Annotated in this window: 19 protein-coding genes; 7 read left to right on the top strand and 12 right to left on the bottom strand. The window is 50.8% G+C overall.

The features are described 5' to 3' along the window. Positions 1-477 precede the first annotated feature (477 nt). From KI215_RS06555 to KI215_RS06545, 3 genes are all read left to right on the top strand, one after another. The gene (locus KI215_RS06555) at positions 478-3,015 is read left to right on the top strand and encodes a PIG-L family deacetylase (protein ID WP_212774741.1); all 2,538 of its coding nucleotides are present in this window, start codon (positions 478-480) and stop codon (positions 3,013-3,015) included. 118 nt (positions 3,016-3,133) lie between these two features. Further along, positions 3,134-3,574: a MaoC/PaaZ C-terminal domain-containing protein gene (locus KI215_RS06550; protein WP_212774740.1), complete on the top strand. Its 441-nt coding sequence runs from the start codon at positions 3,134-3,136 to the stop codon at positions 3,572-3,574. Positions 3,575-3,615: 41 nt separating this feature from the next. Next, on the top strand, positions 3,616-5,178 hold the full coding sequence (locus KI215_RS06545) for a class I adenylate-forming enzyme family protein (RefSeq protein WP_212774739.1): 1,563 nt from the start codon (positions 3,616-3,618) through the stop codon (positions 5,176-5,178). Between the two features lie 222 nt (positions 5,179-5,400). On the opposite strand, the gene efp is transcribed toward KI215_RS06545, so the two are convergent. The 3 genes from efp to aroQ are packed head-to-tail and all read right to left on the bottom strand — an operon-like array spanning position 5,401 to position 7,527. Further along, positions 5,401-5,958, bottom strand: coding sequence for an elongation factor P (gene efp / locus KI215_RS06540; protein WP_212774738.1), 558 nt, complete (start codon positions 5,956-5,958; stop codon positions 5,401-5,403). A gap of 40 nt (positions 5,959-5,998) precedes the next feature. Continuing rightward, positions 5,999-7,072 (bottom strand): M24 family metallopeptidase, encoded by a 1,074-nt coding sequence (locus KI215_RS06535; RefSeq protein WP_212775097.1) that lies wholly within the window; start codon positions 7,070-7,072, stop codon positions 5,999-6,001. 11 nt (positions 7,073-7,083) lie between these two features. Next, entirely contained in the window at positions 7,084-7,527 is a 444-nt protein-coding gene (gene aroQ / locus KI215_RS06530; protein WP_212774737.1) for a type II 3-dehydroquinate dehydratase, read from the bottom strand. 230 nt (positions 7,528-7,757) lie between these two features. Between aroQ and KI215_RS06525 the strand changes: the two genes are divergently transcribed. Continuing rightward, complete coding sequence (locus tag KI215_RS06525; protein WP_212775096.1) at positions 7,758-8,669, top strand: DUF1385 domain-containing protein; 912 nt, start codon at positions 7,758-7,760, stop codon at positions 8,667-8,669. Between the two features lie 41 nt (positions 8,670-8,710). Beyond that, a complete protein-coding gene (locus tag KI215_RS06520) occupies positions 8,711-9,016 on the top strand; it encodes a hypothetical protein (RefSeq protein ID WP_212774736.1) in 306 nt (101 codons plus the stop codon). Positions 9,017-9,196: 180 nt separating this feature from the next. Here the strand turns inward: KI215_RS06520 and KI215_RS06515 are convergent, their stop codons facing one another. From KI215_RS06515 to KI215_RS06490, 6 genes are all read right to left on the bottom strand, one after another. After that, positions 9,197-9,553: a protease complex subunit PrcB family protein gene (locus KI215_RS06515; protein WP_212774735.1), complete on the bottom strand. Its 357-nt coding sequence runs from the start codon at positions 9,551-9,553 to the stop codon at positions 9,197-9,199. Positions 9,554-9,568: 15 nt separating this feature from the next. Then, positions 9,569-10,525 carry a patatin-like phospholipase family protein gene (locus KI215_RS06510; RefSeq protein WP_212774734.1) on the bottom strand — a complete coding sequence of 319 codons (957 nt, stop codon included), beginning with the start codon at positions 10,523-10,525 and terminating at the stop codon, positions 9,569-9,571. 175 nt (positions 10,526-10,700) lie between these two features. Beyond that, positions 10,701-11,162: a transcriptional regulator MntR gene (gene mntR, locus KI215_RS06505; RefSeq protein WP_212774733.1), complete on the bottom strand. Its 462-nt coding sequence runs from the start codon at positions 11,160-11,162 to the stop codon at positions 10,701-10,703. Positions 11,163-11,506: 344 nt separating this feature from the next. Next, entirely contained in the window at positions 11,507-12,058 is a 552-nt protein-coding gene (locus KI215_RS06500; RefSeq protein ID WP_212774732.1) for an NADPH-dependent FMN reductase, read from the bottom strand. Positions 12,059-12,161: 103 nt separating this feature from the next. After that, positions 12,162-12,626, bottom strand: coding sequence for a PCYCGC motif-containing (lipo)protein (locus tag KI215_RS06495; RefSeq protein ID WP_212774731.1), 465 nt, complete (start codon positions 12,624-12,626; stop codon positions 12,162-12,164). A 98-nt stretch (positions 12,627-12,724) separates the two neighbouring features. Further along, on the bottom strand, positions 12,725-13,240 hold the full coding sequence (locus KI215_RS06490; RefSeq protein ID WP_212774730.1) for a hypothetical protein: 516 nt from the start codon (positions 13,238-13,240) through the stop codon (positions 12,725-12,727). Positions 13,241-13,444: 204 nt separating this feature from the next. On the opposite strand from KI215_RS06490, the gene hutH reads away from it, so the two are divergent. Next, entirely contained in the window at positions 13,445-14,962 is a 1,518-nt protein-coding gene (gene hutH, locus KI215_RS06485) for a histidine ammonia-lyase (RefSeq protein WP_420830182.1), read from the top strand. A 309-nt stretch (positions 14,963-15,271) separates the two neighbouring features. Further along, positions 15,272-16,609, top strand: coding sequence for an MFS transporter (locus KI215_RS06480; protein ID WP_212774728.1), 1,338 nt, complete (start codon positions 15,272-15,274; stop codon positions 16,607-16,609). Here KI215_RS06480 and KI215_RS06475 read toward each other — a convergent pair. From KI215_RS06475 to KI215_RS06465, 3 genes are all read right to left on the bottom strand, one after another. Then, a complete protein-coding gene (locus KI215_RS06475; RefSeq protein WP_212774727.1) occupies positions 16,580-16,813 on the bottom strand; it encodes a hypothetical protein in 234 nt (77 codons plus the stop codon). The two genes, KI215_RS06480 and KI215_RS06475, sit on opposite strands and share 30 nt — an antisense overlap. 106 nt (positions 16,814-16,919) lie before the next feature. Beyond that, positions 16,920-18,446, bottom strand: coding sequence for a long-chain-fatty-acid--CoA ligase (locus tag KI215_RS06470; protein WP_246512226.1), 1,527 nt, complete (start codon positions 18,444-18,446; stop codon positions 16,920-16,922). A 491-nt stretch (positions 18,447-18,937) separates the two neighbouring features. Next, positions 18,938-19,159, bottom strand: coding sequence for a spore coat protein (locus KI215_RS06465; protein WP_212775094.1), 222 nt, complete (start codon positions 19,157-19,159; stop codon positions 18,938-18,940). Positions 19,160-19,247 lie beyond the last annotated feature (88 nt).

Here is a 19,247-nt window from a genome sequence, read left to right as displayed (position 1 = left end):
CCTTCCACATCCTTTTTGATCGAATAGTTTGCAAAATGAGTCGTTTGTTCAGGCGTTTCATCTCATGGGGAGTCTCGCTAACTGTCTGATTTCCCATGAACCTTTACTCTGTTAAACGGCTTGTTGACAACGATACCTGGGAGCAAAGCGAACATAGAGAGACCTGTAGTCGTAAGTATGTACTCTCCGCTCTGTGGGAGGCAGCAGGACTTGATCACCGACATTGTGATCAAGCTCGATTCACTTTCCACGATTCGTTTCAGGATACAAAATTCCTCGTTGGATAAACGTACCCTTTATGCACATTTGTACAGATCTAAGGATGGAATAAATATCCGATTGTCTTTCATTATATCCCAAATCCTTCAGGGCCGAAAATAATGAATTAATATTTTTATTGAAATATTCTATCTACATGATTATCATAATCACCAAAGGATGGAATATACGGAATTCATCTGACAGGAGGATCTAGGAATGCATCAATTCAAGTTCAGAACCTGGTTTGTGTTTGTACTGACTATTGTTCTCTTCGTCAGTCTGCTGACACCTTCTCTGCCCACCCAAGCGCAGCAAGAACCGGACCGGGAACTGTGGAAAGCCCTCCTCCCTCTGGATACCGTGATTAGCTTCATGAACACGGGGGCACATCCTGACGATGAACAAAGTGCATTGCTGGCTTACCTGTCCCTCGGCAAAGGCGTACGCACCATCAGTGTGTTGGCCAATCGGGGCGAAGGGGGGCAAAATCAAATAGGCAAGGAACTCGGTAACGCGCTCGGCATCATTCGAAGCCGTGAACTTCAGGAGGCGGCCAAACTGTTAAATGTCCATCTATTTATGCTCAGCGAAGATTTAAATGACCCCATTTACGATTTCGGCTTCTCAAAATCGCCCGAAGAGACACTGAAAAAATGGGGTGAAACGTTAACCTATGAGCGGCTGATCCGACGGATACGCGAAGAGCGTCCAGACATCGTGATGCCTTCGTTCCGGGATGTCCCGACCGAACACGGACACCATCGCGCCATCTCCGAGCTGACCCTCCGTGCCTTTCGAGATGCTGCTGACCCCAACGTTTTTCCGGAGCAAATCCGGCAAGGCTTAAAACCGTGGCAAATCAAAAAACTTTACCTTCCCGGCACAAACGGCCACGAAACGCTGCGCTTTAATATCGGAGGAAAACCCGACCCGATCTACGGATTGACTTATCCTCAACTGGGCGAAGAATCGCGCAAAATGCACAAAAGCCAGGGAATGGGTCGAGACCTGCCCGTGGACGATTACTTCATTTCACTGGAATTGGTCAATTCTGCCACAGGATCCAAAGGTAAAGAGTCCTCCCTGTTTGACTCACTTCCCTACGATTTTGCGGATTATGCCAAACAAGTGCCCCAACCGGCTATGAAACAAACGCTCATCCTCCTGCAGGACCAATACGATCGTGCCATCCAGGCCTATCCCAATCGGGCCCATGTGACTCAGGAAGTGCAAAAAGCCTTGCAAATGACACGTTTAGCCATTCGCCTCGCCCAAGTACAACTGCTGAACCAAGAGCAAAAAGAGGACCTGCTCTACCGTTTGCAAATCAAAGAACGACAGCTCCAACACGCCAGCGCCGTCGCCTCGAAAATCCAAATTAGCTTGGGCATAGATCGCGAAATCTGGACGCTCGGCTCCACCTCCCATCTCACGTTAACCCTTCGTAACAATAGTGATCAGCCTATTACCGGAATCCGGGCGAAACCCGTTTTGCCGGGGGATCACTGGAAGGCGTCAGTCCAGCCATACATCACTTCCTTGGGACCCAAGCGTCAACAAACGATCCGCTTAGCCATGTCCGCTCCGGTTGACCATGCTTCCTTCTTCCATCCTTACCATCCTTCCATTGTGCAAATCGATGTCTCCTATCGCCTGCAAGGGCAAACGGTCACTCAGCGGATCACACCGGACACGATTAAACAAACTGCCGCTCTCTTGCCGGATTGGGGTTTCCTTCTCTCACCCGAGTCAAGCATGATCAATACCGCGAAAGAACAAGATACCCGAACCATTCACTTGCAAGTGACCAACTATAAAAACGGCCCCAGCCAAGGCACGATTCATGTCAACGTGCCGGAGGGCTGGAAAGCGGAACCGGCTGAATGGGATGTCCATTTTGCCAAGGCGGATGAGCAACAATCTTTCCAGGTGAACATCACCACACCCAAAGGAGTCAAGGAACAAACCTACGACATCACCTTCGAAGCCAATGTTGACGGACATCGTTTCAACTCCCAAGTGCAGCAAATCTTCTATCCACACATTGGGACCAGCTACTACGTACGCGATGCCAAACTCAATCTACATGCGTTTTCGTTGAAATTACCCACTGAGCTAAAAATAGGCTATGTGGAAAGCGGATTTGACGATGTGTCCAATCAGTTGCGGCAGGCGGGACTAAACGTTACTTCGTTAACGGAAGAGGATTTGAAAAACAAGGACTTAAGCCGATACGACACCATCGTCGTCGGTATCCGGGCTTATCTCTCGCGCTCTGATCTTTTGGCTAACAACCAGCGTTTGTTGGATTACGTAAAAAACGGTGGTCATGTTGTCATGCAGTATCACAAACCGGAGGACAACTGGAAGCCGGAACTCGCCCCATACCCGCTCACTCCCGGCGATCCTCCCATCAGTTGGAGGGTCACGGATGAAACTGCCCCCGTCACTTTCTTACATCCGGACCATCCGATTATGCAGTGGCCAAACAAAATCACCTCCGACGACTTTGGCGGATGGGTCCAAGAACGGGGTGTCTATTTCCCCTCCAGTTGGGACAAAGAGCATTATCTCCCGCTTTTGTCGATTTCCGATCCGGGGGAAGAACCTTTCGCCAGCGGATTGTTGGTCGCCGATTACGGCAAAGGCACTTACATCTATACCAGCCTAGTCTGGTACCGTCAGATTCAGGCTCAAGTACCCGGTGGTTACCACATGTTTATCAACCTTGTCAGCTACCCCCACACCCGTTGACCTGAAAAATCACCGTTAGGTGCCAAATCCTTATGTAAGCGGTTTTCGGGATGGTATCAGTGCATCGCTAGAAAATTATAGATAATCACCAGATTGTTACTTCAAGGAGGAAAACACAGTGTTTACAAAATTCCTGGAACAGTACCAAATAGGAGAATCTTGGTTGTCCAAAGGAAGGACGATTACGGAAGCCGATCTCGTGATGTTTTCAGCATTCAGCGGGGACTGGTTTCCCCTTCACACCGACAAGGAGTATGCGTCCAGAACGCTGTTTAAGCAGCGTATCGCTCACGGGATGCTGGTGCTTTCCGCTGCCACGGGTCTTTTTCAATTTGAACCGGGAGTGGTCGTCGCTTTCTATGGAATGGAACATGTACGTTTTACCAATCCGACCTTCATCGGAGACACGATTCATTTGGAAGTGAAGATCATCGATAATCAGGAGAAAGACAACGGGCGGGGTGTTATCACAGCGCTCCAAGAGATTAAAAAACAGACCGGTGAGACAGTGGTGGTTGCCACTATAAAACTGATGGTAAACAAGAGTCCGAATCATTAAAGTTATCATGCGAGAATACACCATGTTTGGGAGGGATCTGCATGGATGTCGGGTATATGACAAGACGAATCATGGGGGATCTCAACACGCTAGAGCCTTCCAAGTGTGCTGTAATGTTGGAAAGTGAGTTATCGTGGACGTATGAGGAGTTGCATCGGGTTTCAAATGCCTACGGAAATGTGCTTCGCGACTTGGGAGTGAAAAAAGGGGATCGAGTCGGAATCCTTCTGTATAACTGTCTAGAGTACTTCGCTCTTTATTTCGCGGCTGCAAAAATCGGGGCCATTGCCGTTCGTCTCAATTTTCGGTTGGCCAGTCAAGAGTTTGAATACGCGTTGAACGATTCAGGCTGTAAAATTCTTTGCTTTCATTCCAGTTTAGCTGATCGGATTGAACCAATACGGAATGCTGTTTCTGTTGAGGAATACATCTGTCTTCCATATCAGGGTGACCCGGTTCCACCTTGGGCCAAACCATGGGACGTATTGACGAACGGAGAAACATCGGAGATCACTAATATAACGCTTGAACCGTCGGATCCGGTGATGTTGATGTATACCTCTGGAACCACGGGACGGCCGAAGGGAGCTTTATGGACACACGCCAATACACTCTGGTTTTCGACCATGCAGGTGATGAAATGGAATTTGCATGCCGATACGGTTTGTATGACGACTGGTCCCCTTTATCATGTGGGAGGAATGGAAGATCTGGCACTGCCGGCGCTCCTGGTTGGAGGAACGGTTGTGATTACAAAAAGCGGGGGCTTCAGCATCGATCGCGTTGTACGAACAATCGAACAAGAAAATGTCACTGATTGTTTTCTATTTCCCTTTATGATTTATGAGATGTTGAACTCTTCCCGATTCGCAGATTTCAAACTTTCAAGATTGAAACGAATCTATTCTGGAGGGGATCCCGTCATGCCATGGGCAATCGAACAATTAAACGAACGTTTTCCCCATGTGGGATTGGTTCAGGTCTATGGTTTGACGGAAGGAACCCCGATTGCCGCTGCCCTTGACCCGTCTGATTCCAGGAAGAAAGGCCACACTGTCGGGAAACCGATGCCGTTAACCGAAATCAAAATCGTCGATGACCGCGGACAATCAGTTCCGATAGGAGAAACAGGCGAAATCTGCATCAAGAGTCCGGCTGTCTCACAGGATTATTGGCAAAAACCTGAGGCAACGGCAACCACTTTCGTTGACGGATGGTGTCATACAGGTGACCTTGGGAAGATCGACAAGGACGGATATCTATCGATTGTCGGCCGCAAAAAGGACATGATCAGAAGCGGTGGAGAGAACATCTATCCAGTTGAAATCGAAGACGTCTTGATTCGCCATCCTGCTGTCAAAGATGTGGCAGTAATCGGAATTCCGGATCCGAAATATATCGAAACCGTATGTGCGGTAATAGTTCTAAAACAGGAAATGAAAGCAACGGAGGATGATATGATCAGGTTTGCCACTCAACACTTGGCCAGTTATAAAAAGCCCCGGAAAGTGGTATTTGTAAAAGAAATTCCGCGGACACCTTCCGGAAAAATTCAAAAATACATTTTGAGGGAGAAATACGGGTCAACGGAAAACGTATGTTAAGGGTGTAAGTCGTTGTAAAAGGAAATAAAAATCAAAATACTACAGTCAATAAGAAAAGCAGCCTCGTCTATCAGGCTGCTTTTCTTATAGCCAGAACGCGTGATCTGCGTTTAGATCAAGTGCCCTTAATCAAGAAGGGGAGCACGTATCCTCGCCAAGCCGCATATAAACAGTGCAAGCGAGGAAACGCGCATCCCCTTCTCTCATGTATATCCGTTTCCATTATGCCCGGGAAACGTACTCGCCGCTCCGGGTGTCGATGATCAGCCGGTCGCCTACGTTGACGAACAGCGGCACTTGTACAACCAAGCCCGTTTCCAGCGTGGCCGATTTACTTCCACCCGTCGCGGTGTCTCCCTTGATGCCCGGTTCGGTATCGACCACTTCCAACTCCACCGTATTGGGCAGTTGCACGCCGATGGTTTCCCCTTGGTAGATCATGATGTTGACATTCATGTTTTCCTTCAGGAATTTGATCTCCCGCTCCAAGCGTTCGGCCGGCAGGCTGATCTGCTCGTAGGTTTCATTGTCCATAAACGTGTACTCACCGCCGCTTTCGTACAGGTATTGCATTTGGCGGGTTTCCACGTGTGCACGCGGCACTTTTTCCCCGGCACGGAATGTCCGCTCCTGAATGTTACCGTTGCGCAGGTTGCGCAGTTTGGAACGGACGAACGCCGCCCCTTTCCCCGGTTTGACGTGTTGAAACTCCAGTACTTGCCACACGTCACCGTCCAGCTCGATTGTCAATCCCGTACGAAAATCGTTCACCGAAATCATCGCATGTCTCCTCCAAATTCAATAAGATGAAGCCGATCGTCTATTCGATCACGATCAGGTCTTTGGGGCTGTGCGTCAGCACTTCTTTGCCCTGCTCGGTCACGACGACGTCGTCCTCAATACGGACGCCGCCAAAACCGGGCAAGTAGATACCCGGTTCAACAGTGACCACCATTCCGGATTGTAACACGGTTTCCCCGTTGACGGAAAGAGTCGGGGCTTCGTGAATTTCCAAGCCGATGCCATGGCCGGTGCTGTGCCCGAACTGCTCGCCGTATCCGCGGTCGGTGATGATATCCCGGGCAACCTTGTCTACATCGCGCCCGGTCACTCCTGGACGAACCGCCTCCAATGCCGCTTGTTGGGCATATAGTACGATATCGTAAATCTCCCGTTGCCGCTCGTTCGGCTTCCCTAATACAATGGTGCGCGTGATGTCCGAACAATATCCCTCATAGAGAGCGCCGAAATCCAGCGTGACAAAATCGCCCTTTTCCAAAACCCGATCCGAAGCCACGCCGTGCGGAAGCGCCGAACGCGGACCAGAGGCGACGATGATGTCAAATGAGGAAGAAGTGGCCCCTTTTTCGCGCATGAGAAACTCCAGGCGAAAAGCGATGTCCCGCTCGCGCAGTCCGGGACGGATCTCCTTGAGGATCTCAGCAAACACCTCGTCTGCGATTCGTGCCGCTTGACGCAATGTCTTCAGCTCATCGGCATCCTTGGTTTCGCGCAGTTTTTCCACCATATTGCTTACAGGGACCACTTCCGCCCCGTCCAGGATGGACTTCAGCTTTTCCACACGGGCATACACGAGATGATCCTGTTCAAACGCCAGCCGGCTGACATTCCATTCACGGCACAATTGGGCAACCGTGCGGAACGGCTCCCCCCCGACACGCACCACATCCATATGAGGGGCTTGTTTTTGGGCTTGCTCCACATACCGGAAATCGACCAGCAGCTTGGCATCCTTGTCCGTCACCAGCACCATGCCCGCCGTTCCTGTGAACCCGGTCAGATATCGTCTGTTCATCGGATGGATGACGAGCAAGGCTTCGAGATCTTGCTCTTTCAACCGTTCACGCAAGCGGTCGATCCTCTTTTCCAACAGACATCCTCCTCTCAATTGATCAGCCCCAACCGAACCGCCACAGCCCGGAGAGCCAGTTCATAGCTTAGGAAGCCAAGACCCACGATTTGACCGACGGTGGCCGGCGCCGTAACAGAATGCGCCCGAAACGCTTCGCGATTATGTATGTTGGACAGATGTACCTCGATCGCAGGTACTTCCACAGAAGCCAGGGCGTCCCGAAGGGCGTAACTGTAGTGTGTCAATGCACCGGGATTGATAATGAGATGGTCGAACGTTCCATCTGCAGCATGAATCCGGTCGATCAATTCTCCTTCGTGATTGGATTGGAACGTTTCTACCTCCAATCCCCATTCACGACCCAATTCTTCCAGACGGTGGTTTAGCTCTGTCAAAGATTTTCGGCCGTATACACCAGGCTCCCTTTTGCCCAGCCGGTTCAAGTTGGGACCGTGGAGCACGAGCACCTTCGGCATCGGCACACCTCCTCTCTACTTCGCCAATTGTACCACAAAATCCCCTGTTCACGTAGAATTTCACCGGATATCTGCGACAGACGTCGTTTCTGTGATACAATGGGAATACATCTCTATACAAGAACGTACTTTCGACCGTTCTCCTATAAAGAAATTACAAAAAAGGCGGTGTAGGTAAGGTGTCGGAAAAACCAGTCGCATACGGCGGGCAGGCCGTCATCGAAGGCGTGATGTTTGGAGGGCGTTACGTTCAAGTGACCGCCATCCGACGCAAAGACGGCTCGATCGAAACATGGGAGTTGGTGCGCAATCCATCACCATTTTTATCTTTCCTAAAAAAAATTCCCCTGATTCGGGGTATCGTGGCATTAATCGAGGCGAGTGTATCGGGTGCAAAACATCTACAATTTGCGACGGAACGGTATGATTTAGATGATTCGGATGAGGAGTCCCAGCAGGAAGATCGACGTTCCCCGTCTAAATTAACCACATATATCGGTGTGGCCGCGGTCGGTGTCCTCTCTTTGGTGATCGGAAAAATCCTTTTTACCGCATTGCCTGCTTTTCTGGCCAGTGTATTGTTTGACCGGTATGTCCACAATCTGATCGCCCAAAATCTGATCGAAGGCGGCATCAAAACCTTGCTTCTCCTTGCGTATCTTATACTGATTTCGCAGACGTCGACGATCAAACGGGTCTTCCAATATCACGGGGCAGAACACAAAGTGATTAACGCCTATGAGGCAGGGGTAGAATTAACAATAAGAAACGTACAACGGCAGTCCACCCTTCATTATCGATGCGGCAGCAGTTTCATCATTCTGACTGTGCTCGTTGGGGTGATTGTCTACTCCTTTATCCCCTACGACAACGTCTGGGATCGTATCGGCATCCGGCTGATGCTTCTGCCCGTGGTGGTCGGACTCTCCTACGAATTGTTGAAATTGACCAACGCTTTGCGGGACGTTCCCGGCCTCTCTTATCTGGGGTATCCCGGATTATGGCTGCAAAAGTTGACCACCCGACAACCGGATGATGATCAAGTGGAAGTGGCCATTGCCGCATTCAATAAAATGAGGGAGCTGGATTTGCAAACTGAAGCAACAATCGCATCCTCCTCTCTGGCACACTCCCGTTCGTGAGTCGGCGTTTCGGATTCTTCATGGAATGAGGGTGAACGGTCATGGTAAGGCAACCAAACAACGGGTGGCGTCTGATCTTGTTCGTCTTGATGGGCATCGGTATCCTTCGCCTGCTCATCGTCAATCCTGTCCAAGTATTAGTTCCCCTGCTCATTGCCGGTGTTGTCTTTTACCTGTACAAGTTTCCCCCGCAATGGTTTCTGCGGTGGAATATCCCCTCTCATTCCCGGTCGATCCGCCCACGTAAAAAAGGGCGGCCGACAGGAAACCGCTTTCGCGGCAGGCGCCCTACTTTCCGTGTGATTGAAGGCAGTAAAAAGCAGGAACAAAAAACCAAAACCCCATGACAAAACACAATCAGTAGCGAAAGCCGTATGCCAACCCGAGCCAAGGTGTTCCGGCAACCGTAGATACCGAGAAACGGGTGGCCTTTTTGGGTGAACGACTTAAACGCATCCGTTTATCAACAAGAAAAAGGCCACCCGTGAGTCGGATTGATCTTACGGGGGACGGCTTGGACGGAGACTTCAAAACAATGCATCGGTGGCCTCATCCACCACTTTGGGTGTACCGGTGACGATCGCCAACAGGTATGGCACGGTCACGATCTGTGGATAGACAAACCCGGGCGCGGGTGACAATACCTTTACCACGATCCGGGTGTCGTTATGTCCTTTTTCCACTTTCACCAATTGAAGCCGATAGCCCGCATTCGGTTTTTCCCCCAGGGTGATCAACAAATAGCGGCGGTTGTCATAATCGTATAAGTGCGCTCCCTTTTTCTTTTTATATTGTGACAACCACCGAAAAACCGAGGGCGGCAAACGTTGCTCCTGTCGGCGGGTGATCAGTTTGAACCCCCTGGATTCTTTTCTCTCTGGCATCCTTTCTCCCCCCTTTCACCCCGACTCCGTCGGACGAATGGTGTAGGATACTCCCCGCTTCGCTTGACGTACTGCTAAATATTCTGCAAATGTCCAATTGCTGAAAAAATCTTCCGCTGCTTTTCTGCCTTCCTCAAACAGCAATTGTCGTTTTTCCTTGGAAATATGGAAGTCAATCATCTTGACGTTCAGCGTTGGAACCAATATCGTCCGAACTTTTTCCTGATCTCGGAGATATCGGTTGTCATGGGCCTCCATCATCGTAAAAAAGATTGCCCGCAATAGGGAAATCGGGCCCGAAACGTGATGTTCCTCTGCGGTTAATTCGGAAACAAGGCGAAAACCGAACGTCGGCCATCGCGGCTTTTCCTGATCGAACAACCAAACCGGGAAATTGCTGAGGATGGCACCATCAACAACATAGCAGATTTTTTTGCATATCTGGTTGACCACTTTCACCGGATCAAAAAAGTACGGGATACTGCAACTCATCCGCACTGCCCGGGCCACGGTCAATTCGCTCGGATCATATCCATAGTCTTTGTAATCATGAGGGAGGACCATCAGTTTTCCTCCACTGATGTCCGATGCAATGATGGACAATTTACACTCTTTCAGGTCTGCAAAGGTATAGACACCCCGACGGGCCAACAGCTCGCCGATCCACTTTTCCAGCGCGTCACCTGGATACAACCCCTTGTGAATCCACAGCCGCAAAGCAGGACCCATATAAGGGATTCGATGGTACCACGTCTTGGGCATAAACTGCAGGAAATCCTGTTCCATCATCAGTGCATGAATGTCACCGGCGCGGTAACCCGCCGCCAACAGTGCTGCGATGATGGATCCAGCAGACGTACCCGCCAATCGCTTCCATCGATACCCTTTTTCCTCCGCCACAGTCAGGGCCCCGACCAAACCGATGGCTTTCACCCCACCGCCCTCAAATACCGCATCGGCCCACACGGTCATCCCTCCCGATTCTCTCCTGGTCTATCTATATGTGTCGCAGAAAAGAAAAAACCTATGGAACCTCATTCCATAGAGTTTGGCAATATGAAACTGGGGAGCCGTAAATCCCGCCTTCTCTCCATAACCTGACGGCAAGAGTCGCTCGGCAGGAAAACGGCTCCCACTTGAAGGAACATTATTCCACCGTTTTTTCACTGTCCCCGTCCGTGTTCGCTTCTGAAACCTCGTCGGCCTCTTTGAGAGCCCGGAGTTCTGCAATCCGTTCCGGATTTCGCTGAAAATATTCCACCAGATACTCGATGCACGTGATGGAATCCCAGCTCAGATGATGTTCGATCCCCTCGACATCCTGGTAAATCTTCTCTTCGCTCACACCGATGATGCGTAGGAAATCCTCCAAAAGATCGTGGCGGTCCACCAACCGTTTGCCGATTTTTTTGCCTTTGGGGGTGAGTACCAAGCCGCGATATTTCTCATATACCAAGTATTTGTCCTTGTCCAGTTTCTGCACCATCTTGGTGACGGACGAGGGGTGCACGTCCAACGCTTCGGCAATGTCGGAAACGCGCGCATAACCCTTCTGATCAATCAATTTATAGATGTTTTCCAAATAATCCTCCATACTGGGTGTCGGCATGCGAATCCTCCCCTGTCCGTCGTGTCCGTTCTTTTTATGAAGCACATTTATTTTACCACAAACTTGGCTATTGTGAAGAAAGTTTCTCATCAATGTCACAGCATGATAGATAGGCGTGATCCTTTTTCGTGGTAAATAGCATGTGCATCGATTCCCTGTCTCGCTCTAAATTCCCTGTAAAGAACGTAACCAAGGCCTCCCCGTATCGGAAGAGCAGAACGTGAGCAAAGTACGCTGTGCCAAAATGAATTTCCCGCCGAATCATTCCTGCGCATTTCCGCACTCCGCTCAGTCAGGCTTCGAATTTCCGCTCGCGGGATAAGAAAGGACCAGATACACCCTGGTCACTCTGATCCTTTGACTGCCATCCTCACGGCTTTCACCAGCTGGCGCCCCAGTTGCTCCAAACGGTGCTGCAATTTTTCATCCTTCAGGGTGCCGTCCGGTCGAAACGCCTGATAAGACTGGGGCACTGACGGCATGGACGGCAACGGCCACGCATGCAGCGTACGGCAAATGATGTTCAGTGTGTTGAGCGTGTTGGTCGCACCCAGCGCACCGCCTGATGTCCCAACCAAGGCGACGAATTTTCCTTCCAATTCCCGCGCCCCGATGAAATCGAGCGCGTTTTTGAGCGCGCCGGACACACTGCCGTGATACTCCGGCGATCCGATAATGAACGCATCGGCTTCCAGCATCCATTGTTTGAACAGGTGAACCGATTCCGGATAAGTGGACTCATCCTCACGGCAATCGTACACCGGCAGATTCAATTCGCGCAGATCAACGCGTCGGACCTCGGCTCCTTCGGCTTCCGCGGCTTTTGCCACGATCTCCACTGCTTTCCTCGTCGTGGATTCCGGATTCATGCTACCGGAAACGGCAACGATGTTCATCAGCTCCACTCCTCGTTTAAAAGCAATTATCATCATTCATAGTTTACAAAAAGCATGAAAGGGAAGCCAGCCATTCCCTTACCAGGCGGCTCACTTCCCTTTCTCACTTTCCCTCAGGCGGTGCGGGAGTATTCGTCGGCGACAATTGTGGTCCGTATTTTTGCTCGATTTGTTGACGCACCTCTTGGAGCGTCTTCCCCGCCTCGATTCCCTTTTTGGCGTCCATCACCACATTGACGCAAATCTCGCACCCGGAGCCGTGCACATTGTACTCCAGTTGACCGTTTGCTTTTTTCCCAGCAATGAAACAGCTTTTCACACTTTCATGCCCCAGTGATCCGCATCCGCAATAGCACGGAATATACTGAAGTTGATCCGCATTGGCTTCTGCAAAGGCGTACGCCTCTCGCACATGCGGTATCGTCGATTGTTCGACAAACGCTGGCATGGCTTGTCCTGACGTGTGCCGATCATGCCTGTTCGTACCACTCTTCGCATCAGTACCACCAGCGCAACCCGCGGCAATAAGCATGAGTGCAGCGGTCGTTCCGATCCACCATCGCTTCACCCGTTCATACGCTCCTCTCCAACCCTGTTATCTCCCATTATATTCATTCAATACGATTGGGAAAAGCCCAGCTTCAGGGCGGAGATGATACGGGGTTTTCACTCAATCTTGTGTGCTACTACTGAGATGTAATCGACCATAACGAAACCGCTTTTGACCGAGATGGCGACCACCATGTTTTTGGTAACAGGCGATGGAGGAGGAACAATGGTGAAAAAGGTAAAAAATCGCCTGGGCTTTCTATTCGGGGGATCTACCGTCAGAGGCGTTTGGCCTAACACCCTCCCATTCTGCCCCATATAGGCAACGTTGGCTACGGCGCGTGCCCCCGCCTGTAGTGAGTGGTTCATGACGCGAAAGCGAAGGTAATACGCGCATAGCCCATTAAAAGGCCCTTTTACCACCTGATAGATCAGTCCACCGGGACCCATGGCGACGGAAGCGTCTCCCTCCGCCATCGGATTGGCCACCAGATGAGCCTTTTTGCCGCGCCAACGGTGGAATCCGGAGGTGAAATTACCATTCGTCAAGATGTTTTGACCGTTGCAAGCCAAGGTGCTTCCCTCTTTTCTCATCACTATTTTACTCATTACAATATATGCGGATTGCCGCACGTTCCCTTGGACTCCTAGTAAAAAAGGCTCGCCTCCGTCAATCGTATCATTCCGTTTTCACAACAAAGATGATACAATACTATCAACAGAATCATGCGAAGATTTCGCCGACCTTGGTTGGAAAGGAGGGATGGTTATGTTCCATCCCCTCTCCTCCGGGTCGGCTTTTCTTTGATAAAGGAGTGACGTGTTAACATGAATCGAATGATCGAACTGGACGGTGAACATTTGACATTGGAAACGTTTGCAAAAATCGTGCTTCACCGTGCACCTGTCACCCTGAGCGATGAAGCGATCCAGTGTATGCGCCTTTCCCGCGAGATGGTGGATCGACTGATCGGGGAAAACCGAACCGTCTACGGTATCACGACAGGATTCGGCAAGTTGTGCGACACGGTGATCGCACCAGAACAATCCGAACTGCTGCAACTCAACCTCATCCGTTCCCATGCGTGCGGCGTCGGTGAACCGCTGTCGGAGGAAGCGGTGCGGGGCATGATGCTCCTTCGGGCCAACGCTCTGGCCAAGGGATACTCCGGAGTCCGTCCCAACGTGGTGAAATGCTTGATCGAGTGGTTAAATCTCGGCCTTCATCCCGTCGTACCCGCACAAGGTTCACTCGGTGCCAGCGGCGACTTGACCCCCCTCGCACATATGATCCTGCCCTTGCTCGGATACGGGGAAGTGTGGGTGAACGGCAAACGAGAACCGGCTGAAGCGGTCTGGCGCACACAGGGACGGTCTCCGCTGCGGTTGGCAGCCAAGGAAGGACTGGCGTTAATCAACGGTACACAGATGATGACGAGCCTGCTCGCCCTCGGACTGTTGCGAGCGAAACAGTTGATCTTGGCCGCCGACATCGTCGGGGCGATGACGGTAGAGGCCCTGCGTGGAATCCCACACGCCTTTCATCCGCTCCTGCACGAAGTACGGGGGCAAATCGGGCAAATCACCACCGCTACCAATCTGCGCGCCCTGTTGACGGACAGCGCCCAAGTAACGCAACCGGACGAAATACGGGTACAGGACGCTTACAGCCTGCGGTGTATGCCGCAAGTCCACGGTGCATCCAAAGACGCCTACCACTATGTGGAAGGCGTGGTATCCCGTGAATTGAACGCTGCAACTGATAACCCCCTCCTCTTTCCGAAAACGGGGGAAGCCGTCTCCGGGGGCAACTTTCACGGTCAACCGCTGGCATTGGCGGCCGATTTTCTCGCCATCGCCATGGCAGAGCTGGCCAATATCTCGGAGCGACGCACCGAACGGATGGTCAACCCGCAACTGTCCGGATTGCCCGCCTTTTTAACCAACCAAAGCGGTCTGCATTCCGGTTACATGATCCTGCAATACGTGGCCGCCTCTCTCGTCTCCGAAAACAAGGGTCTCTGCCATCCGGCATCGGTCGACTCCATCCCCTCCTCGGCCAATCAGGAGGATCACGTCAGTATGGGAGCCACAGCCGCCCGTAAACTACATCAAATCTTGGACAACGTGACCCGTGTGCTGGCCGTCGAGTACGTCTGTGCGGGGCAGGCGCTGGAGTTTGCAAAACATCGTCTGGGGAAAGGAACATGGGCTGCATACCGATTGCTGAGGCAACACATTCCACCGTTGGTGGAAGACCGGGAGGGCCATCGTGACATCGAAACGGCCGCCCGATTGATTCAGGACGGCCGGTTGGCGGAAGAAGTAGGGAAAACGGTGACAATTTTGCTGTAGGTCTGTATTGAAACCCAATGGTGATCGGGTATCTGCCAGTAAAAACAAGACCTTGATGTTCGCCGAGGATTCAGATATCTTTGAAATGTAATGTCTACTAAGGTGAAAGTGATAGGAACGGATCCCTATTTTATTCAACGAATTTTATTTTTATAAAAATTTTTCTAAACATATTCAGCAGAATAATTTAACTATCAATCCTAAACTATTCGTCGTCAATAAGGCTACTGGCAGTTATCAAAGCATCTGAGTTTTGACGAGGGCAATGAAGAAGCGTCGACACTAGTGCGTATAGAGGAGGATTGAACAATGACGCGATCTGATCGTTCAAAGACGCGACGCATCACAGGCAACATCTTCAGAGGTTCGGTTGGAAATCTGATCGAATGGTACGACTGGTACGTCTACACTGCTTTCGCGGTGTATTTCTCAGCCGAGTTCTTCCCCAAGGGTGACCCGACAAGCCAGCTGCTTGACACAGCGGCGATCTTCGCCGTGGGCTTCCTGATGCGCCCGATAGGGAGCCTTTTGCTGGGCCGATACGCCGATCGTCATGGCCGCCGTGCCGCGCTGACGCTTTCCATCTCCGTTATGGCCGGTGGTTCTCTGATTATTGCCTGCACACCTGGTTATGACACCATTGGCGTATTGGCTCCTATTATTCTGGTACTTGCACGACTTCTTCAAGGGTTGTCGCTAGGTGGAGAATATGGAACCTCAGCAACGTACCTGTCCGAGATGGCCAGCAGCGGCCGCCGGGGCTTCTACTCGAGCTTCCAGTACGTCACACTTATTGCCGGACAGCTGGTGGCAATGGGTGTTCAGATCATCCTCCAACAAATACTCAGCGAACCCGATATGAAGTCCTGGGGTTGGCGCATTCCCTTCGTTATCGGAGCAATGGGGGCATTGGCCGTATTGTGGCTGCGCCGAACGATGGACGAATCAGAGCAGTTCTCAAAGATGGGTCCTGAAAGCCGGGCTAGCGCCGGGACGATTCGAGCTCTGATGAAGCACCCCAAGGCGGTACTGACAGTCGTCGGACTTACGCTCGGCGGAACCGTCGCCTTCTATACCTACACAACATACTTACAGAAGTTCATGGTGAATACTGTGGGACTCCCCAAGGAGGTCGTCAGCTGGATCAACTTTTTTGCCCTGCTGGTATTCGCTGTACTTCAACCACTCGCCGGCATGCTGTCCGACCGGATTGGACGGCGCCCGCTATTGATTGGTTTCGGTATTCTTGGAACGTTGCTGACGGTACCACTGTTCCTGATCATGGAACAGACGAAGAACCCGATCGGTGCTTTCTTGCTCATGATGGTGGGTCTCATCATTGTCACAGGTTACACTTCGATTAATGCGATCGTGAAAGCCGAGCTCTTTCCAACAGAAGTTCGTGCCCTTGGCGTCGGCTTCCCTTACGGAGTCACCGTTGCGGTGTTTGGCGGGACGGCGGAGTTTATCGCGTTATGGTGCAAGAGCATTGGCCACGAGTCACTCTTCTACTACTACGTGGCTGCCAGTATTGCTGTGAGCTTCATCGTCTACTGGCGCATGGCTGAGTCTTCTAAGGTCTCCCGCATCGAAACCGAGATCAATAATGAAATGGTTTTAACCCATAGTACAGAAAATAAAGCCTAAATCTCCAAATAAGCCGGTTCCCCCACAGGAACCGGCTTCAGCGTTTGTGATTTGCCCCACGGCTGAAGCACCAAGAGCACGCCGCGGGGCTTTTTGAAATGTTTTCCATTTCAATTGAACAAAAAAAAGCTGTTGACCTACTTTGTCAACAGCCTTACCAACCCTGTGAGTTGGTTTGAATTTACGAATCGGTTTGATTTTCAATAGGAGCCTCAAGATAAGGTATCCGACAGTCGGATTGTTTAATATATCTCGATCATATGTCGTGTCCAGAGCTTGTGACCGCGACGATATGGGATCATACCCTCCGTTACAGGGGCAGTGCCTGCTTTTGTTGATTGGCATGTTCACGAAGCACGTGCTTCATCACTTTGCCCATGCTGTTTTTCGGAAGTTCCTCCACAAAGACAACTTCATGCAGGTTGTGATCGGGCAAATACCGGCGGGCATGGGTGATGATCTCCTCTTCGGTGACCGTTCTTCCTTCTTTCCGAACCACATAAGCCCGGACAAGCTCACCCCACACCGGATGTGCGACACCGACCACAGCGGACTCGGCCACTTCTTCCAACTGATTGATGACCGATTCCACTTGTGCCGGGAACACATTTTCTCCGTTGTAGATGATCATGTCCCGCAGCCGGTCGACCACGTACAATAAACCGGTCTCATCCATCCAGCCCACGTCCCGCGTATGGTACCAACCATTTCGAATCACTTCTTGGGTGGCTTCCTCCATATTCCAATACCCCGCGAACATCAATGGCCCCCGGCAAACCACTTCTCCGATTTCACCCGGAGGCAATGATTCGCCCGTGGTGGGATCGACGATTTTCATCTCCGTCAGATATACAGCTTTTCCCGCCGATTCGCATGTCTCCAGACCATATTCCGGCAGCCAAAAGGTGGCGGCTCCCGCAAACTCCGTCGCACCGTACACCTGTATCACCTGGTACCCGAAGTCGTACATCCCCCGGATCAAATTCGCCGGCACCTTGGAACCGCCGCAGATAATCATGCGAAGAGAAGGCACATCCACATCCTGATGCTTCAATGACTCATACATGTAGTTCAGCATCGACGGTACGGAAAACATGATGTTGATCTTCTCAGTATGAAGGAGATCCCAAATCTTCACGGGATGGAATTGGTCGCTCACGACCAGCGTAAGACCACGAACCAGGGCACAGATGGGAATCACCATGCCACTGATGTGGAATAAGGGGGTGACTACCAAAAACCGATCCCGGTACCGCCAATCCAATGTAGTCGTGTTGGCGATGCTGCCTGCAAACATATTGGTGTGGGTACATACGACCCCTTTGGGGCGACCGGTGGTTCCGGAAGTATAGATAATCAGAGCGGGATCTTCCCCGATCACTTCCACCTGTGGTTCTTCATCGGGGTATTCTCCAACCAACTCCTCCAAGGCGTCTTCTTCCATGTCCAAGCGAATTTCCTGCTGAATGAAAGGGAGCGTGCCCAACAAAGGAGTGACCTCATCAAATTCTCCGTCGTAAAACAGGATTTTGGGAGTACAGTCTTCCAATATGTAACGAATGCCATCCGTTTTGAGCCGCCAGTTGATCGGTACCGTCACGGCACCGATTTTAGCCGCAGCCATATAGATGATCGGAAAATGATGACTGTTTTTGCAAATAAGCGCAATACGATCCCCTTTTTGTACCTGTAACTGCAACATGTAATGAGCCAACTTGTTCACAAGCTCATTATATTCCCGGTACGTTAACCGTTTCGTCGGCGACACCACAGCCTCCACATCCGGAGACAACCGTGCCCGGTAGCGAAGCAGCTCTCCAATGACGCTGATAGACATAGGAACCTCCTTGGTGACTAGAAAATTTAATTGTACTTACATGTTAATATATTAGCACTCGATTGTGAGCTGTTTAACCCATTCTTAAAAATTTTCTTGGCATCAGATCACGATGGACACCCGCTTACCAAACTGAAAGATCAGGAAAGTGCGGAATATGAAGCAGACCCACAGGTAGACACGTAGGTTAACAGAAACGGTGGCGATGAGCTTGGGTTCTTTCTTAAACCGATCAACCCAAACGCGACAAAGACCGGAAAAGTTGTGTTGACGTACCGGAAAAACCAGTGGAATCATTTACGTTTACGGCCAAGGCGGTTTTTCCTCCGGTGAAAAAGCGCAATCGGGGCGAACTCCCCTGCTCCTCTTTCTGTAGTTTGGAAATAAAATGATCCGGCAGGCGACTTGACCGGATCTTTTTATTTCATGTTTTTATCAAGAGAAGATATTCCCATTATCTAAGTGCAAGCGTTACATTTAGATCATGTCCATTAATATTGCATGTCCAGAGCGCGTGTTGCGTTACGAACATCCCCTGCAAGAAGTTGGTTTAAATCATAGGACGGATACAAGCTTCTTTTATACATGTAGTAATAAATCATCCCATGCCATTTAACAGCGGCCATCAATTGTTTGGTCAACACCTGGCGAAGTGCAGGCGTAGCGGTCTCGGTGACAGCAATAGCATAGCTGCGGGCAGCAGTATTGGCAATGAACCCGGGAAGTCATCGCAGCCATTTTTGGTGCTTTTCACATGAAGAAGGCCCAGTATGCTGGCCAACTCTTAAAGATGAACAAAGA

This window comes from Polycladomyces abyssicola (assembly GCF_018326425.1).
Taxonomy (GTDB): domain Bacteria; phylum Bacillota; class Bacilli; order Thermoactinomycetales; family JIR-001; genus Polycladomyces; species Polycladomyces abyssicola.
Note: the sequence above shows the minus strand (reverse complement) of the source record. Positions and strands in the feature narration are given on the sequence as shown.

Coding starts and splice junctions, on each gene's coding strand:
- KI215_RS06555 (WP_212774741.1), top strand. CDS start 478: ATGCATCAATTCAAGTTCAGAACCTGGTTTGTGTTTGTACTGACTATT.
- KI215_RS06545 (WP_212774739.1), top strand. CDS start 3,616: ATGGATGTCGGGTATATGACAAGACGAATCATGGGGGATCTCAACACG.
- efp (WP_212774738.1), bottom strand. CDS start 5,958: ATGATTTCGGTGAACGATTTTCGTACGGGATTGACAATCGAGCTGGAC.
- aroQ (WP_212774737.1), bottom strand. CDS start 7,527: ATGCCGAAGGTGCTCGTGCTCCACGGTCCCAACTTGAACCGGCTGGGC.
- KI215_RS06525 (WP_212775096.1), top strand. CDS start 7,758: ATGTTTGGAGGGCGTTACGTTCAAGTGACCGCCATCCGACGCAAAGAC.
- KI215_RS06520 (WP_212774736.1), top strand. CDS start 8,711: ATGGTAAGGCAACCAAACAACGGGTGGCGTCTGATCTTGTTCGTCTTG.
- KI215_RS06515 (WP_212774735.1), bottom strand. CDS start 9,553: ATGCCAGAGAGAAAAGAATCCAGGGGGTTCAAACTGATCACCCGCCGA.
- KI215_RS06510 (WP_212774734.1), bottom strand. CDS start 10,525: ATGACCGTGTGGGCCGATGCGGTATTTGAGGGCGGTGGGGTGAAAGCC.
- mntR (WP_212774733.1), bottom strand. CDS start 11,162: ATGCCGACACCCAGTATGGAGGATTATTTGGAAAACATCTATAAATTG.
- KI215_RS06500 (WP_212774732.1), bottom strand. CDS start 12,058: ATGAACATCGTTGCCGTTTCCGGTAGCATGAATCCGGAATCCACGACG.
- hutH (WP_420830182.1), top strand. CDS start 13,445: ATGATCGAACTGGACGGTGAACATTTGACATTGGAAACGTTTGCAAAA.
- KI215_RS06480 (WP_212774728.1), top strand. CDS start 15,272: ATGACGCGATCTGATCGTTCAAAGACGCGACGCATCACAGGCAACATC.
- KI215_RS06470 (WP_246512226.1), bottom strand. CDS start 18,446: ATGTCTATCAGCGTCATTGGAGAGCTGCTTCGCTACCGGGCACGGTTG.